The sequence below is a fragment of the Roseateles sp. P1_C1_2 genome (assembly GCF_056406535.1).
This window is the reverse complement of sequence record NZ_JBFUAB010000032.1, coordinates 74,316-88,906: the sequence shown is the minus strand read 5'-3', so window position 1 is coordinate 88,906 and position 14,591 is coordinate 74,316. Positions and strand designations below refer to the sequence as shown.

Sequence of the window (14,591 nt, the reverse complement as noted above, 5' to 3'; positions counted from 1 at the left end):
GTGCAGCGCAAGCACGAGCTGGCCGGCTTGCAGCTGGCGTTGCCCTTCATGTCGACGCTGCCGGCCGACGTCAAGGTCAAGGTGCAGCCGCATCTGAGTGGCAAGCTCGACGGCGTCGCTTTCGACAGCCGCGCGGAGGCGCTGCCCTTCGACGACGACGTCAGCGCACGCCTGTCGTTCAAGTTCTCCGGCCTGGACCTCGCACCGCTGGCGGCCTATGTGCCTGCCAGCGCACCCTTTCGCCTGGGCGGCGGCAGGCTGGATGTCGACGTGGCGCTGGACTTTGCCGAGCGGGCCAAGCAGGTCCCCGGCGTCAAGCTCAGCGGCCTGATCCAGCTGCACGAGCTGGCCCTGACGCAACCCGACGGGCAGGCGCTGCTGGACTTCAAGCGTCTGAGCCTGCCGCTGACCGACGTACAGCCGCTGCGCCGCCAGCTGGGCTTTGGCGCCATCCTGCTGGAGTCGCCCAGCGCGTGGCTGCGTCCACTGCCGGCGGTCTCCGGAGAAGCCTCCGCAGCGGCTGCGACGCCCTGGCAATTCAGCCTGGCGGGGTTGGAAGTCAAGGACGGCCGCTTCACCGTCAACAAGGACCTCGCGCTGGAGGCCATCCAGCTCAAGCTCGGCGCAGCGGCCTGGCCCTTGAAATTGCCCGCCCAGCTCGACGCCAGCCTGCGCCTGGACCAGGCCACGCTGACGGTCCAGGCCAAACTCTCGCCCGAGCTGCTGCAGGCCGATGCCGAGTTGAATGGCCTGGCCGTCGAGCGGCTGGCGCCCTGGCTGCCGCTGCCGGGCGGCGCCAAGCTGGCCGCGGGCATCTCCACCAAGGCCGGCCTCAGCGTCAAGAACCCGCTGGCCGAAGGCGCCGCCGACCGGGTCCTGCTGACCCTCACCGAACTGCAGGTCCGCGACGCTCGCCTTGGCCTGGCCGGCGCGCCGCGGCTGATGACGCTGGCCTCTGCCCAGCTCGACAAGGCCAGCATCGAACCGGCTGCGCGCACCATCACCCTCGGCACGCTGACGCTGGATGCGCCGCGCGCCCAGCTCGCCCGGGAGGCGGGTGGTCGTCTGAATATCGCCGGCCTGCTGCCGCCCGACAGCGCGGCGTCGGCGGCCGGCCCGGGCTGGAAGCTGCAACTCGCCGGGCTGGCTGTGGCGCGCGGTGCGCTGCGCTGGCAGGACGCCGCCGTGCCCGCCGGCGTCGCGCCCGTGGCGCTGACCGCCGAGCCGCTGCGCCTGCAACTCGGCGCGTTGAGCTGGCCGGCCACGTCGCCGGTGCAGGCGCAGATCACCACCCAGCTTGCGGCCCTGGCCAGCAACGACCAGCCCATTGCCGCCAGTGCCGGCAGCCTGCAGTGGAGCGGCCGCGTCGGCCTGGCGCCGCTGTCAGCCATTGGCACGCTGCAGGCCAAGGCGCTGCCGCTGCATCTGCTCAACGCCTATCTCGACCCGGCCTGGGGCCTGCAGCTGCAGCGCGCCGAACTGGGGCTGAAAGCCGAAGTCACCGCCCAGCAGGCGGACAGCGCCTGGACGGCCAGCGTGGGCGGCGATGTGCGCATCGGCCCGCTGGCGTTGCTGCAGACGCGCGTCGTCGATGGCCAGCGCGTCGTCGGCGAAGACCTGCTGAGCTGGCAGTCGCTGCAGCTCGACGGCCTCAAGCTCGCCCTGGCGCCCGGCGCGCCGCCACGTCTGGCTGTCAAGGACGCGCTGCTGGAAGACGCCTACGCACGCCTCATCGTCAACGACCAGGGCCGCTTCAACCTGCGCGACATCGGCCCGGCCGAAGCGGCCGCCGCACCCGCTTCAGCGGCATCGGCGCCACAGCCCGAGTTCGCCGTCGAGCGCATCCGCGTCAACCGCGCCATCGTCGACTTCAACGACCGCTTCGTGCGGCCCAACTACAGCGCCCGCCTGACCGAACTGCAGGGCTCGCTCGGCGCCTTCTCGTCCACCAGCACCGCCATGGCGCCGCTGACCTTGAAGGGCAAGGTCGCCGGCACCGGCCTGCTCGAGATCGACGGGCAGCTCAAGCCCGGCGCGCCGCTGGCCATGGACATCGCCGCCAACGCGACCGACATCGAGCTGGCGCCGCTGTCGCCCTACGCGGCCAAATACGCCGGCTACGCCATCGAGCGCGGCAAGCTGTCGACCCGGCTGCGCTACAAGGTCGAGCCCGGCGGCCAGCTCGTGGCCAGCAACCACATCATCCTGAACCAGCTGACCTTCGGCGAGCGCGTCGACAGCCCAGACGCGACCTCGCTGCCGGTGCGATTTGCCGTCGCACTCTTGAAGGACGGCAATGGCGTCATCGACATCAACCTGCCCGTCAGCGGCTCGCTGAACGACCCCGAGTTCAGCGTCGGCGGCCTGGTCTGGAAGCTCTTCCTCAACCTCATCGGCAAGGCGCTGACGTCACCCTTTGCCCTCTTCAGCGGCAGCGATGCGCCGGAGGAAGCCCAGATCAGCTTCGCGCCGGGCGGCACCGAGCTGGGCGACGTGGCCAAGCTCGACCGCGTGGCCAAGCTGCTGATCGACAAGCCCGGCGTGCAGCTGACGCTGACGGGTTGGTCTGGCATCGCCGCTGAAGGCCAGGCCTTGCGCGAGCAGCGCCTGGCCAGTGCGCTGAAGGCCGAGAACGCCGCCACGCCGGACGCCGCCCTGAAGCGGCTCTACGAAGCCACCAAGCTGCCCAACAAGCCCAAGAACCTGCTCGGCCTGGCCAAGGACCTGCCGCCCGCGCAGATGCGTGGCCTGCTGCTGGGCAGCTATGCCATCGACGAAGAGGCCTTGCGCCAGCTGGCCGTGGCCCGCGCCATCGCCGTGCGCGATGCCCTGCTGGCCCGCGGCGCCCCCAATGCCCGCGTCTTCCTCGCCGCGCCCAAGCTCTGCGACCAGGGTTGCGATGAGACCTGGCGCCCCCATGTCGAGTTGTCCCTCGGCGCTCATTGAAGGTCATCCCATGTCCACTCCGAATCTCGAACGCATCACCCTGGCTGGCGGCTGCTTCTGGTGCCTGGAGGCCGTCTACGAGCGCGTGCGCGGCGTGCACCATGTCGAGAACGGCTACAGCAACGGCCAGGGCGGCAAGCCCACCTACGAGGCCGTCTGCGGCGGCAACACCGGCTATGCCGAGGTCGTGCGCGTCGACTTCGACCCCGCCGAGGTCTCGCTGCGCGAGCTGCTGGAGGTCTTCTTCACCATCCACGACCCGACGACGCTGAACCGCCAGGGCGCCGATGTCGGCACGCAATACCGCTCGGGCATCTACTGGCACACCGAGGCGCAGCGCCAGGTTGCCGCCGAGGTGCTGAAGGAAGTCAACGACCACCACGCCGGCCGCGCCGTCACCGAGTTGCTGCCCGAGACCGACTACCACCCGGCCGAGGCCTATCACCAGCATTACTACGCCCGCAACCCGGAGCAGGGCTATTGCGCCTTCGTCGTCGCCGGCAAGGTGGAGAAATTCCTGTCCACCTTCAAGCGCCTGGTCAAGTGATGCTGGCCTGGGGCGGGCTGCGCCATCGCTACGCTGGCGGCGCCGAGATCGCCTATGGCGATTTCGCGCTGGCCGCGGGCCGGCATCTGCTGCTGCGCGGCGCCTCGGGCTCGGGCAAATCGACGCTGCTGGCGCTGCTGGCCGGACTGCTGCGCGTGCAGCAGGGCGAGCTGAATGTCGCGGGCGTCGAGCTGCAGGACATGGGAGCGCGAGAACTGGACGCCTGGCGCGGGGCGACCCTGGGCGTGGTGCCACAGCGCCTGCATTTGAGCGCGGCCCTGACGGTGGCCGAGAACCTCGCGCTGCCGGCGCTGGCCGCAGGGCAGGGCGCCGACCCGGCGCGTGCGGCCGAACTGCTGGAGGCGCTGGACATCGCCGAGCTGGCCCAGCGTCGGCCGCATGAGCTCAGCGTCGGCCAGGCGCAGCGCGTGGCGCTGGCCCGCGCATTGATGCGCCGGCCGCGCCTGCTGCTGGCCGACGAGCCCAGTGCCAACCTCGACGATGAGCACACGCTGACCATGCTGGCCCTGCTGCTGGACGCCGCCGAGCGCGAGGACTGCACGCTGGTCATCGCCAGCCATGACGCCCGCGTCGTCGAGGCGCTGAGCGAGCGAGAGGATGTGTCAGAGGTGGTGTTGTGATCCGTCTCGCATGGCGCTATCTGTGGTCCAGCCCGTTGACGACGGCACTGAATCTGCTGCTGCTGACGTTGGGCCTTGCCGCCGTCACCTTCGTGCTGCGCGCCAGTGCCCAGGTCGAGGCCGGGCTGAAGCGCGACCTGGCCAGCATCGACCTCGTCGTCGGCGCCAAGGGCAGCCCCATGCAGATCATGCTGGCCGGTGTCTTCCACCTCGATGCGCCGACCGGCAACATCCCGCTGGCCACGCTGGAGCTGTTGAAGCAGCAGCCGCTGGTCGCCCAGGCCGTGCCGCTGTCTCTGGGCGACTCTTTCCGCGGCTACCGCATCGCCGGCACGACGCCGGACTACCTCGATCTCTATGGCGCCAAGCTGGGGCAGGGCGCCCTGTGGGCCAAGCCCATGCAGGCCGTCCTCGGCGCCGAGGTTGCGCGCACGAGCGGGCTCAAGGTCGGTGACCGCTTTGCCGGCAGCCATGGCCTGGCTGAAGGTGGCGGCGCGCATGGCGATCACCAGTTCGAAGTGGTCGGCCTGCTGGCCGAATCGGGCAGCGTGCTGGACCGCCTCGTGCTGACCGACCTCGCCTCGGTCTGGGAGGTGCATGAAGACCACGCAGCCCATGACGAGGACAAGCCCAAGGAGATCACGCTGGCCCTGGTGCGCTACCGCAGCCCGCTGGCGGCCGTCATGCTGCCGCGCTGGGTCAATGCCCAGGACGGCCTGCAATCGGCCGCGCCGGCGCTGGAAACGGCCCGCTTGATGCGCTTGGTCGGCGCCGGCACCGAAGTGCTGCGCGGCTTCGGCATCGTGTTGCTGGTGGCAGCGGGCCTGTCCGTGTGGGTGGCGCTGCTGCATGCGGTGCGGGCCCGCCAGGGCGACCTGGCCATGCTGCGCATGCTGGGGGCACCGGCACGCCGCATCGCCGCGCTGATCGCGATGGAAGCCCTGCTGCTGGCGGGCCTCGCCGCCGTGCTGGGCCTGGCGGCGGGCCATGGCCTGGTCGCCGTGCTGGAGCGTCTGCTGGCCGAGCGCCAGTCGCTGCGCCTGGGTCAGCTCGGCATGAGTGAAGCCGAATGGCTGGTGCCGCTGCTGGCTTGTGGCCTGGCACTGCTGGCAGCCGCCTGGCCGGCCTGGCGGGCCTATCGGCTGGATGTCACAACCCTGCTGCAAGCTCCGCGCTGAACGCCGACAATCTGACCCTATGAAGTCCAAGCTCCTGCTCGCCCTTTGCATGGCCGCCTCGGCCGTGTTCGCGCAAACCGCACCTTCCATCGGCCAGGGCCCCGGCTATCACGACCCGCGCAGCCCCTTCAAGCCGCTGGAGGAGCGTGCCGACATCGTGTCCTGGCAGTTGCTGTCCCAGGTCACCGCCAAGGCCGAGAAAAAGAAGATCGTGCCGACCTTTCCGGCTGCCGTGCAGGCACTGGATCGCAAGACCGTCAAGGTGCAGGGCTTCATGATGCCGCTGGAGGCAGGTGACAAGCAGCAGCATTTCCTGCTGTCCTCGGTGCCGACGACCTGTTCCTTCTGCGTGCCGGCCGGCCCTGAAGGCCTCGTCGAGGTGCGCACCAGGAAGCCGGTGCGCTACACGCTGGAGCCGGTCGTCGTCGAAGGCGTGCTGGCGGTGCTCAACGACGACCCTTACGGGCTCTACTACCGCGTGGAAGACGGCAGCGCCGTCAATTAAGGCGCGAGCCGCTCACGCACCCAACGGTCGGCGTCGAGCGTGAACACCAACCGGTCGTGCAGGCGCGAGCGCCGGCCCTGCCAGAACTCGTAGCGGTCCGGTACCAGGCGGTAACCGCCCCAATGCGGCGGCCGGTCGGGGTTCAAGCCATGCTTGACGGCCGCCTTGGCGGCATTCGCGACCAGCACCGCGCGCGAGGAAATGACCTGGCTCTGCGGCGAGGCCCAGGCGCCCAGCCGCGAATCCAGGGGGCGGCTCTTGAAATAGTCGTCCGATTCCTGGCTGGACGTCTTCTCGACACGGCCTTCGATGCGCACGACGCGCTCCATCTCCACCCAATGGAATTGCAGGGCCGCGTAGGGGTTGCCTGCTAACTCCCCACCTTTGCGGCTTTCGTAGTTGGTGAACCAGACCATGCCGCGCGCGTCGCAGCCCTTGAGCAGCACGACGCGCGTCGACGGCCGCTGGTTGGCGCCGACGGTGGCCACCGTCATGGCCGTCGGCTCGGACACGTCATGGGCGATGGCTTCGTCCATCCAGCGATTGAAGAGGGCCAGCGGTCCGTCGGCCGCCTGCACCTCATCCAACTCCCCTAGTTCGTAGCTCTTTCGGAATTCGCTCAACTTGCTCATGGCGGGAGGTCATCAGGCCTGGCGTTAGGCCCGCGTTGGGGCTGCAAAGGGCTCAGTCTAGGCGCAAGGCGCAGCGATGCCGGTGGCATCGCGAGCAGTTGCAACAACGACTGCGCCCTTTGCTGCCCCAGCCCGGAGGGCCGGGGCGAGTTGCGGGGTGATTCGTCGTTGCCTGCTCGTTGTGTAGGCCCGCCRCACGCCTCGCAGGCGCCTTGCCTCACCCCGCAACTCGCCCCGGCGCGGGCCAAACGCCAGGCCTGAAGACCTCCCTACGTATGCAGACCTTCCCTTAAGTGAACGTCCCAGTTTCAAGCGCGGTGCCACTGGGCATGCTTGTGGCACTGCAGCAAACGGCACAGACCGTTGCGCGGCGAGTGGGTTTGGAAGGACAAATAGCAAATGACAAAGCGACGCCCCGCCGTCGTCGTGCTGGCCGCAGGTCGCGGCTCACGCTTCCGCGGTTCGGGCCACAAGCTCGAGCAGCATCTGGGCAACACGCCCGGCGGAGATACCTTGCTGGCGCGCAGCCTTCGCCACGCCATCGCGACGCAACTGCCGGTCGTGGTCGTGACGACGACGGCGCTGGCGCCCGCCGTTCACAAGCTGATCGCGGCGCGTGACGTCGTGACCCTGCCGGATCGCGATGCCCAGGGCCGGCCCCAGCCCATAGGCATGGGCCATTCCATCGTCGCCGGCGTCAGTGCGACGGGCGATGCCGATGGCTGGCTCATCCTGCCGGCCGACATGCCGCTGGTGCAGCCGGCCACCATCATGGCCGTGGCCCAAGGCCTGGAGCGCTACCCCGTCTGTTACGCCCAGTACCGCGGCATCCAGGGCCACCCGGTCGGCTTCGGCACCGAGCTCTATTCCGAGCTGATGGCTTTGCAAGGCGACGAAGGCGCGCGGCGCATCGTCGCGCGCTATGCGGCGCAGCCGATCGCCGTCGACGACCCCGGCGTGCATGTCGACGTCGACACCGAGGAAGACCTCGCCCGGCTGCGCGGCTGATTCAAAGCGGCGCGCACAAGCCGTGCTGAGCCGCCAGGTGGGCCTGGCGTTCCAGTTCCGTGTCCCGGATGCCGTGCTCGCGCAAACCCTGAACGGTGCGCAGCAGATAGTCCAGCGTCGTGCCATAGCGGCCGCTGGCGTGCTGAAAAATGTGCAGCAGCTCGGGCTCATGCAGCGGCCCGGTCCAGTTCGGGCTCTGGCGCGACAGCGTGAAGGCCAGCGCGCGCAAGCGGCCGGAGGGCGTGTCGCAGTTCAGCCAGCGCGGTTCGTAGACACCGTTGGGCATCTCGCGTGCCCACAGCCGTGGCAGCACCTCCTCGCCCACCGCCCGTGGGATGCGGTAGACCAGGCCGCGGCAGCTGCCGCCCGRGATCAAGGCCAGCACCAGGCCGGGCTCCTGAGGCGAGCCCCGGTTCACCCGCGAGCGCATGCGCAGCACGCGATGAAAGCCGAGCACCCGTGCCGCCAGCGCCTCGGCATACTCGAACTCGGGGCGCCAGATCAGCGAGCCGTAGGCGAACAGCAGCAGGTCCTCGCCGCTGGCCCGCCACTCGGCCGTCGTCCGCTGCAGCAAATGGGCGCTGCGCGCCGGGCCATGGGGAATATGGATTGCCTGTGACGCCATTGCCTCCATCTTGTCACGGCGAGACTTGTTTCACTGGTACCCAGCCCGTAACCCGCGCGGCCCTGGAGACAAGTAATATGGTTACCTAAATTCCCAAGGGCCGGTTACGAGAGCCGCAGGAGACCCGCATGCACGACACACTCATCCAAGTTACAGAACGAATCCGCGAACGCAGCGCCAAGCTGCGAGGCGACTACCTGGCCCGCATCGCCAAGATGAGCGGCCGCCAGCGCGGCTTCGAGCGCATGGGCTGCGCCAACGTCGCCCACGCGGTCGCGGCGCTGCCGTCCAACGACAAGCTGCGCATCGTCGCCGAGAAGGCGCCTCACCTGGGCGTCGTCACGGCCTACAACGACATGCTGTCGGCCCACCAGCCCTATGAGGGCTACCCGGAGCAGATTCGCGCCGAGGCGCACCGCCTGGGCGCCACGGTGCAGGTTGCCGGCGGCGTGCCGGCGATGTGCGACGGCGTGACCCAGGGCCTGCCCGGCATGGAGCTGAGCCTGTTCTCGCGCGACACCATCGCGATGAGCACGGCCATCGCGCTGACGCACGATGTCTTCGACGCGGCCCTGCTGCTGGGCATCTGCGACAAGATCGTGCCGGGCCTGCTGATCGGTGCGCTGCACTTCGGCCATCTGCCCTGCGTCTTCGTGCCGGCCGGCCCGATGAGCTCCGGCATCTCCAACAGCGACAAGGCCAAGGTCCGCGAGCTCTACGCCCAGGGCAAGGTCGGCCGCGACGAGCTGCTGAAGAGCGAGCAGGCCGCCTATCACGGCGCCGGCACCTGCACCTTCTACGGCACCGCCAACAGCAACCAGATGCTGCTGGAAGCCATGGGCCTGCATACGCCCGGCAGCGCCTTCGTGCATCCGCACGACGACCTGCGCACGGCGCTGACGCGCGAGGCCGTCGGCACGGCACTGAACATCAGCGGACGCATTCAAGGTCACGCCGCCAAGCCGATCGGCCATGTCGTCGACGAACGCTGCATCGTCAATGCGATGGCAGCCTTGCTGGCCACCGGCGGCTCGACCAACCACCTGATCCACTGGGTCGCCGTGGCCCGCTCGGCAGGCATCCTGATCAACTGGACCGACTTCTCCGACCTGTCCGCCGTCGTGCCGCTGCTGGCCCGCGTCTACCCCAACGGCAGTGCCGACGTGAACCAGTTCCAGGCCGCAGGTGGCCCCGGCTTCGTCATCCGCGAGCTGATGGACGCCGGCCTGATGCACGAGGACGTGCTGAGCGTCGCCGGCGACAGCCTGCGCCCCTATGCCTTCGTACCGCGCGCGGTGGGGCAGGGCGGCGAAGTCGTGCGCGAGGCGCTGCCGGCCGCGAGTGGTGACGACGCTGTCGTGCGCACGGCCGAGGCGCCCTTCAGCGCGACCGGCGGCCTCAAGCTGCTGGACGGCAACCTGGGTCGCGCCGTCATCAAGGTCTCGGCCGTGCCCGAGGACCGCCACACGGTCGAGGCGCCTTGCCGCATCTTCACGACGCAGGAAGCCATGCTGACCGCGTTCAAGAACGGTGAACTGGAGCGCGACGTCATCGTCGTCGTGCGCTTCCAGGGCCCGCACGCCAACGGCATGCCCGAGTTGCACAAGCTGACGCCGCCGCTGGCCGTGCTGCAGGGCAAGGGCTTCAAGGTCGCCCTGGTCACCGACGGCCGCATGAGCGGTGCCTCGGGCAAGGTGCCCGCGGCCATCCACGTCAGCCCCGAGGCGCTGGCCGGTGGCCCGCTGGCCAGGCTGCGCGACGGCGACGTCGTGCGCGTCTGCGCGCTGACCGGCACGCTGGCCGCCCTGGTCAGTGATGCCGACTGGGCGGCCCGCGAGGTCGCAACCCTGGATCCCGACGAGGCCGACGTCAACGCCCATGGCCTGGGCCGCGAACTCTTCGCCGGCCTGCGCCGCAATGTTCTGAGCGCCGAAGAGGGCGCTGTCACCTGGTTGTGAGAATGAGGCCCCTCGCCCAGTCTTGCGGCGCTGAACGCGCGCCAACCCGGTCGGTCCCCCGAGGGGACGCCGAAGCTTCCGGCATTGAGCCGCAAGCTTCGCCAAGCGGGCCGGCTCGGGAGCGGCCCAGCGCTCGGCCCAAATACCCCGGTCTGATGGAGAACTCAAATGATTGACACGCTCAGCCTGGCCAGCCACGGCCCCGTCATTCCCGTCATCGTCATCCAGCGCCTGGAGGACGCCGTGCCGCTGGCAGAGGCCCTGGTGGCCGGCGGCGTGCGCGTGCTCGAAGTGACGCTGCGCACCCCCGTTGCCCTGCAGGCCATGGAAGCCATGGCCAGGGTGCCTGGCGCCATCGTCGGCGCCGGCACGCTGCGCAGCCCGATCGACGTGATCAACGCGAAGAACGCCGGCTGCCAGTTCGGCGTCAGCCCGGGCTATACCGATGCGCTGGCTGCCGCCTGCAAGGCCGCGGGCCTGCCGCTGCTGCCCGGCGTGTCGACGGCCTCCGAAGTCATGCAGGCCAATGCTGCCGGCTTCGGTTTCCTGAAGCTCTTCCCGGCCGTCGCCGTCGGCGGCGTCAACCTGCTGAAGTCGCTGGCCGGGCCCTTCCCGGACGTGGCCTTCTGCCCGACCGGCGGCATCTCGCTGGAGACGGCACCGCAGTTCCTGAAGCTGCCCAACGTCAAGGTCTGCGGCGGTTCGTGGTTGACGCCGCAGGACGCGGTGGACGCCAAGGACTGGGCGCRCATCACCAGGCTGGCTTCGGAAGCCGCGGCGCTGCGCGCATGACGGTCGCTGTCGTCGCCTCGGTCTGGGCCAGCGCGACGCACAGTTTTTCCAAGTTCGAGCAGGCTGAACTGCGCGTCGTCCAAGGTCAGGGCGTCGAAGGCGATGCCCACTGCGGCGTGACCGTCAAGCACCGCTCGCGCGTGGCCGTGGACCCGACCCAGCCCAATCTGCGCCAGGTCCACCTGATCCAGGGCGAGCTCTTCGACGAGCTGGCGGCTCAGAGCTTCGGTGTTCAGCCCGGCAAGCTGGGCGAGAACATCACGACTCGCGGCATCGACCTGCTTGCGCTGCCGCGCGACACCGAACTGCGCATCGGCGCCGATGTCGTGCTGCGCGTGACCGGCCTGCGCAACCCCTGCCCGCAGATCGAGAACTTCGAGACCGGCCTGCTGAAGGCTGTCGTCGGCAAGGATGCCGACGGCGAGGTCGTGCGCAAGGCCGGTGTCATGAGCATCGTGCTGGCCGGCGGCCTCGTGAAGCCGGGCGACGGCATCGCGGTGCGGCTGCCGCCGCTGCCGCATGTCAGGCTGGAACGCGTCTAGGCCGACGGCAGATCGAACAGCAGGCAGGTCGTCGACGCATGCGCGTAGAGCTTGCCGTCATGGCCGACGAGCTCGGCCTCGGCCGTCGTCACCTGACGACCGCGGTGCACCACATGGCCGATGGCCCGCACCAGCGGCACCTTGTCGCTCAAGGCCCGCACCAGGTTGACCTTGAACTCCAGCGTCGTGTAGCCACGGCCCACCGGCAGGGTCGTGTGCACCGAGCAGCCCAGGGCCGAGTCCAGCAGCGTCGCGAACCACCCGCCATGCACACCACCCAGCGGGTTGTAGTGCTTGAACTGCGGCCGCCCCTGGAAAACGGCCTCGCCATCGGCCACCGAGATCAGCAGGAAATCCAGCGTGCGGCTGATCGGCGGCGGCGGCCCCTCGCCGGCCAGCATGGCCTGCATCTGCTGCAAGCCCGTCTTGCCGGCCAGCATCGCGCGTGATGCAAGGCCGGGCTCCTGCTGCTGGCGGGCCCGCGCGGCGGCCTCGTCGGCCTGCCATCTTTCAAGGATGGCAAGGCTGTCATCGGGGGAGGGAGAACTCATGGCGGCGGTTTCAAGCGATGAAGCCGCCCATTCTGCGCAAAGGCCTTGCCCTGCGCTGTCACCGGTGTTCAGGCTGCCAGGCGCTGGGCGGGTGCGGCGCCGCGGCGGGCCGGCTCGTCCAGCCTCAGCGTGTCCAGCACCGGCCCCTGCCAGGGCAGCAGATAGACCAGGGTCGCCAGCGTCGCGCGGCGGCGCGACGACAGCAGCGGGCGGCCGCGTTCGTTCAGCAGCAGCACATTGGAGCGCACGTTGAGCGGGTCGGCCTGCGCGATGGTGCCTTCGCTGATCTCGACCCAGTCCCATTCCACCCACGCACAGACGTCGGCATAGCAGCGCTCCCAGCGCGTCGAACCGCTCAGGCGGCACTCGCCGCCGCGCTGGCGATGCACCTGGGTCCGGGCATGACGCACGTCCTGGGCGGCGCTGGACAGAGCGCCCACGGGCCAGCAGACACTGCCTTCGGGCAACTGGATCAGGGTTGACATGGACGGCTCCTCTCTGTCGTGTGATTCGAACGGGAGCGCAGTCTCTGGTCAGCGTCGGTGCCGAACAAGCTGGCAGACTTGGCAGGTATGGGCAAGCCCGAAATCAACTATCAGCAGCTGATTGACGTCGGTCTCAGTCAGGACTTCGCGAGCTTCGAGCGGCGTCTTGTCGAGACGGCGGATGCCATGGGGTTTCCCATCATCTCGGGCATGCTGATGCGTGGCGTCCTGAAGGACGACACCATGCAGATCACCACCTATGGCAACACGCCCGCGGGCCATCTGGAAGCCGCCAAGGACAAGAACGACGCCCTCAGGGACCCCGTGGTGGAGCACCTGATGACGCAAACCGTGCCGGTGGTCTACGACCAGGCCACCTATGTCTCGGCGGGCGTCGGCGAGCTGTGGGAGATGCAGGCGCCCTACGGCTACAGGACCGGCATTGCCGTCAAGCTGCACCTGCCCGGCGACAAGCACTTCGTGCTCGGCGTGGACAGGGACGAAGCCTTGCCCAAGGCCGGGGGGCAGTTGATGCAGATGGTTGCCGGTTTGCAACTGCTGGCAACACACGCGCTGACTGCAGCGGACCGACTGCTGGGCCCCAAGCTCAGCACGGCGGATCTGCCCAAGCTGACCAAGCGCGAACTGGACGTGCTGAGCTGGACAGCGCAGGGCAAGACGGCCTGGGAAGTCAGCGTCATCCTGGGCATGAGCGAGAAGACGGTGAACTTCCATCTCGGCAACGCGATGCGCAAGTTGGGCGTGACATCCAAGCACCAGGCGGTGCTCAAGTGCGTGGCCGCCGGTGTGCTGTGACGGGTACAACCTAGCAAACTTGCTAGGTTTCTAGGGGGATGAAAACGGAGACAGTCCGGGTCAGCGAATTGCTGACCTCATCTCACCGGAGTACCCATGGAAATCATCGACTTCATTCTTGACATCCTGGGTGTGCCCCGCTTCGGCGGCTGACCGGAAACCCGCACTGCACCGGCCGCATCGAGACGATGAATTACCAGGGCGACCAGCTCCAGAATCCGAGCTCCGCGCCCTTGGTCAATCCGGCAAAGTCCCTGCGTTCCAACCCAGTGCCCACCACCCCAGTCAGCGTGTCGATCTCCGCCGAAACCTATGCCCGGTTGCTGAGCCTGGCCGACCAGGCCCCGCTCGAATGCCTGCCGCTGACGTCGCGCACGCTGGCATGCGCCAAGACGCTGGGCTACAACCAGATCGGCCAGATCCGCAGCGCACCCAACAGCCGTCTTTTCGCCGATCTCGGCGAAGACCGCGCCGAGGAGCTCCGGCGCGCCCTCTATGACTTCGGCATGCGTCCGTCCCAGTTGGGTGAACTGAGCGACTGACGCGCCCCCCGATCAACTCCTTCGAGCCCGCCTGCTTCGGCAGACCGGGCTCATTTTTTCGCCTCGAAGTTCGAGGGCGGGCGGCCCCCGGCATGCGAGCATGTCGGCCGAGGCAAATCATGCAAGACCGCGACATCCCGCTCGACTCCTGGCCGCGCCGCGCCGCGCTGGCGCATTTCCGCACCATGGCCCAGCCGGCCTTCAGCATCACCGCACCGGTCGACGTGACCGGCCTGCGCGAACGCGCCGCCCGGCATGGCGCCACACCCTGGCTGGCCTATCACCATGCCGCGCTGGAGGCCGCCAACGGCATCGACGCGATGCGCCAGATCCTCATCGACGAGGGCCGCGGTGTCCGCGAGTTCGGCGTCATCCATGCCAGCACGACGGTGCTGCGTGACGACGGCAGCTTCGGCTTCCTCACGTTGCCGCGCGATGCCTCGCTGGCGGCGTTCGCGGCCCGGGCCAGGCCGAACCTGGAGCGTGTGCGCCAGGCCAGCGGCGACCTGTTCGCGGCCGACGATCCGGGCGAGGTGCGCGAAGAGACGCTGGTGCACATGACCGCGCTGCCCTGGATGGCCTTCAGCGCCTTCACCCATGCGCGTGGTGCGGGCGACGACAGGCCCAAGGTGGCCTTTGGCCGTTTCAAGGAGGAGGGTGGCCGGCTGCTGATGCCCGTCGCCATCGACGTGCATCACGCGCTGTGCGATGGCGTGCATGTGGGCCGCTTCTTCGAGCGGCTGCAGGCCAGCCTGGACGCGATCTGACGACGTTGTCGAATCCACGTCCCGTCGATCGTCGTCTGAGAGGCAACGAAAGGAAC

16 protein-coding genes are annotated in these 14,591 nt (G+C 68.9%); 12 read left to right on the top strand and 4 right to left on the bottom strand.

All coding sequences use genetic code 11. From position 1 onward, the window contains the following. From AC1D2H_RS27200 to AC1D2H_RS27180, 5 genes are all read left to right on the top strand, one after another. Positions 1 to 2,946: DUF748 domain-containing protein (locus AC1D2H_RS27200; protein ID WP_478013032.1), on the top strand; the 2,946-nt coding region annotated here is incomplete at its 5' end. Between the two features lie 10 nt (positions 2,947 to 2,956). Continuing rightward, positions 2,957 to 3,493 carry a peptide-methionine (S)-S-oxide reductase MsrA gene (msrA, locus tag AC1D2H_RS27195; RefSeq protein WP_478013031.1) on the top strand — a complete coding sequence of 179 codons (537 nt, stop codon included), beginning with the start codon at positions 2,957 to 2,959 and terminating at the stop codon, positions 3,491 to 3,493. Further along, positions 3,493 to 4,134, top strand: a complete 642-nt coding sequence (locus AC1D2H_RS27190) for an ABC transporter ATP-binding protein (protein WP_478013030.1) — start codon at positions 3,493 to 3,495, stop codon at positions 4,132 to 4,134. The genes msrA and AC1D2H_RS27190 overlap by 1 nt, the downstream gene beginning before the upstream one ends. Next, positions 4,131 to 5,312, top strand: coding sequence for an FtsX-like permease family protein (locus AC1D2H_RS27185; RefSeq protein ID WP_478013029.1), 1,182 nt, complete (start codon positions 4,131 to 4,133; stop codon positions 5,310 to 5,312). Before AC1D2H_RS27190 ends, AC1D2H_RS27185 begins: the two co-directional genes overlap by 4 nt. A gap of 19 nt (positions 5,313 to 5,331) precedes the next feature. Continuing rightward, positions 5,332 to 5,817 (top strand): DUF3299 domain-containing protein, encoded by a 486-nt coding sequence (locus tag AC1D2H_RS27180; protein ID WP_478013028.1) that lies wholly within the window; start codon positions 5,332 to 5,334, stop codon positions 5,815 to 5,817. Here the strand turns inward: AC1D2H_RS27180 and pdxH are convergent. Then, complete coding sequence (pdxH, locus tag AC1D2H_RS27175) at positions 5,814 to 6,449, bottom strand: pyridoxamine 5'-phosphate oxidase (protein ID WP_478013027.1); 636 nt, start codon at positions 6,447 to 6,449, stop codon at positions 5,814 to 5,816. The two genes, AC1D2H_RS27180 and pdxH, sit on opposite strands and share 4 nt — an antisense overlap. A gap of 399 nt (positions 6,450 to 6,848) precedes the next feature. On the opposite strand from pdxH, the gene AC1D2H_RS27170 reads away from it, so the two are divergent. Further along, positions 6,849 to 7,457 (top strand): nucleotidyltransferase family protein, encoded by a 609-nt coding sequence (locus AC1D2H_RS27170; protein WP_477934229.1) that lies wholly within the window; start codon positions 6,849 to 6,851, stop codon positions 7,455 to 7,457. A 1-nt stretch (position 7,458) separates the two neighbouring features. On the opposite strand, the gene AC1D2H_RS27165 is transcribed toward AC1D2H_RS27170, so the two are convergent. After that, complete coding sequence (locus AC1D2H_RS27165; protein ID WP_478013026.1) at positions 7,459 to 8,082, bottom strand: gamma-glutamylcyclotransferase; 624 nt, start codon at positions 8,080 to 8,082, stop codon at positions 7,459 to 7,461. A 128-nt stretch (positions 8,083 to 8,210) separates the two neighbouring features. Here AC1D2H_RS27165 and edd point away from each other — a divergent pair, with 128 nt between their 5' ends. The 3 genes from edd (at position 8,211) to AC1D2H_RS27150 (ending at position 11,374) form a co-directional block, all read left to right on the top strand. Continuing rightward, the gene (edd, locus tag AC1D2H_RS27160; protein WP_478013025.1) at positions 8,211 to 10,040 is read left to right on the top strand and encodes a phosphogluconate dehydratase; all 1,830 of its coding nucleotides are present in this window, start codon (positions 8,211 to 8,213) and stop codon (positions 10,038 to 10,040) included. A 168-nt stretch (positions 10,041 to 10,208) separates the two neighbouring features. Further along, positions 10,209 to 10,832 (top strand): bifunctional 4-hydroxy-2-oxoglutarate aldolase/2-dehydro-3-deoxy-phosphogluconate aldolase, encoded by a 624-nt coding sequence (eda, locus tag AC1D2H_RS27155; protein WP_478013024.1) that lies wholly within the window; start codon positions 10,209 to 10,211, stop codon positions 10,830 to 10,832. Then, positions 10,829 to 11,374, top strand: a complete 546-nt coding sequence (locus tag AC1D2H_RS27150; protein ID WP_478013023.1) for an MOSC domain-containing protein — start codon at positions 10,829 to 10,831, stop codon at positions 11,372 to 11,374. The genes eda and AC1D2H_RS27150 overlap by 4 nt, the downstream gene beginning before the upstream one ends. Here the strand turns inward: AC1D2H_RS27150 and AC1D2H_RS27145 are convergent. Then, entirely contained in the window at positions 11,371 to 11,925 is a 555-nt protein-coding gene (locus AC1D2H_RS27145; protein WP_477934238.1) for a PaaI family thioesterase, read from the bottom strand. The two genes, AC1D2H_RS27150 and AC1D2H_RS27145, sit on opposite strands and share 4 nt — an antisense overlap. Before the next feature lie 68 nt (positions 11,926 to 11,993). Further along, positions 11,994 to 12,410, bottom strand: a complete 417-nt coding sequence (locus AC1D2H_RS27140; protein WP_477934240.1) for a hypothetical protein — start codon at positions 12,408 to 12,410, stop codon at positions 11,994 to 11,996. Between the two features lie 87 nt (positions 12,411 to 12,497). On the opposite strand from AC1D2H_RS27140, the gene AC1D2H_RS27135 reads away from it, so the two are divergent. The 3 genes from AC1D2H_RS27135 to AC1D2H_RS27125 all read left to right on the top strand — a co-directional run bounded on the left by AC1D2H_RS27135 (position 12,498) and on the right by AC1D2H_RS27125 (position 14,535). After that, positions 12,498 to 13,226 carry a helix-turn-helix transcriptional regulator gene (locus AC1D2H_RS27135; RefSeq protein WP_477934242.1) on the top strand — a complete coding sequence of 243 codons (729 nt, stop codon included), beginning with the start codon at positions 12,498 to 12,500 and terminating at the stop codon, positions 13,224 to 13,226. A 269-nt stretch (positions 13,227 to 13,495) separates the two neighbouring features. Further along, positions 13,496 to 13,768 carry a hypothetical protein gene (locus tag AC1D2H_RS27130; protein ID WP_478013022.1) on the top strand — a complete coding sequence of 91 codons (273 nt, stop codon included), beginning with the start codon at positions 13,496 to 13,498 and terminating at the stop codon, positions 13,766 to 13,768. 119 nt (positions 13,769 to 13,887) lie between these two features. Beyond that, positions 13,888 to 14,535, top strand: a complete 648-nt coding sequence (locus AC1D2H_RS27125) for a CatA-like O-acetyltransferase (protein WP_478013021.1) — start codon at positions 13,888 to 13,890, stop codon at positions 14,533 to 14,535. Positions 14,536 to 14,591 lie beyond the last annotated feature (56 nt).

Excerpts from the sequence above, each read along its gene's own strand:
- pdxH (WP_478013027.1), bottom strand. The coding sequence starts at position 6,449 with ATGAGCAAGTTGAGCGAATTCCGAAAGAGCTACGAACTAGGGGAGTTG.
- AC1D2H_RS27140 (WP_477934240.1), bottom strand. The coding sequence starts at position 12,410 with ATGTCAACCCTGATCCAGTTGCCCGAAGGCAGTGTCTGCTGGCCCGTG.
- msrA (WP_478013031.1), top strand. The coding sequence starts at position 2,957 with ATGTCCACTCCGAATCTCGAACGCATCACCCTGGCTGGCGGCTGCTTC.
- AC1D2H_RS27135 (WP_477934242.1), top strand. The coding sequence starts at position 12,498 with ATGGGCAAGCCCGAAATCAACTATCAGCAGCTGATTGACGTCGGTCTC.
- AC1D2H_RS27170 (WP_477934229.1), top strand. The coding sequence starts at position 6,849 with ATGACAAAGCGACGCCCCGCCGTCGTCGTGCTGGCCGCAGGTCGCGGC.
- AC1D2H_RS27190 (WP_478013030.1), top strand. The coding sequence starts at position 3,493 with ATGCTGGCCTGGGGCGGGCTGCGCCATCGCTACGCTGGCGGCGCCGAG.
- AC1D2H_RS27180 (WP_478013028.1), top strand. The coding sequence starts at position 5,332 with ATGAAGTCCAAGCTCCTGCTCGCCCTTTGCATGGCCGCCTCGGCCGTG.
- AC1D2H_RS27145 (WP_477934238.1), bottom strand. The coding sequence starts at position 11,925 with ATGAGTTCTCCCTCCCCCGATGACAGCCTTGCCATCCTTGAAAGATGG.
- AC1D2H_RS27150 (WP_478013023.1), top strand. The coding sequence starts at position 10,829 with ATGACGGTCGCTGTCGTCGCCTCGGTCTGGGCCAGCGCGACGCACAGT.
- edd (WP_478013025.1), top strand. The coding sequence starts at position 8,211 with ATGCACGACACACTCATCCAAGTTACAGAACGAATCCGCGAACGCAGC.
- AC1D2H_RS27125 (WP_478013021.1), top strand. The coding sequence starts at position 13,888 with ATGCAAGACCGCGACATCCCGCTCGACTCCTGGCCGCGCCGCGCCGCG.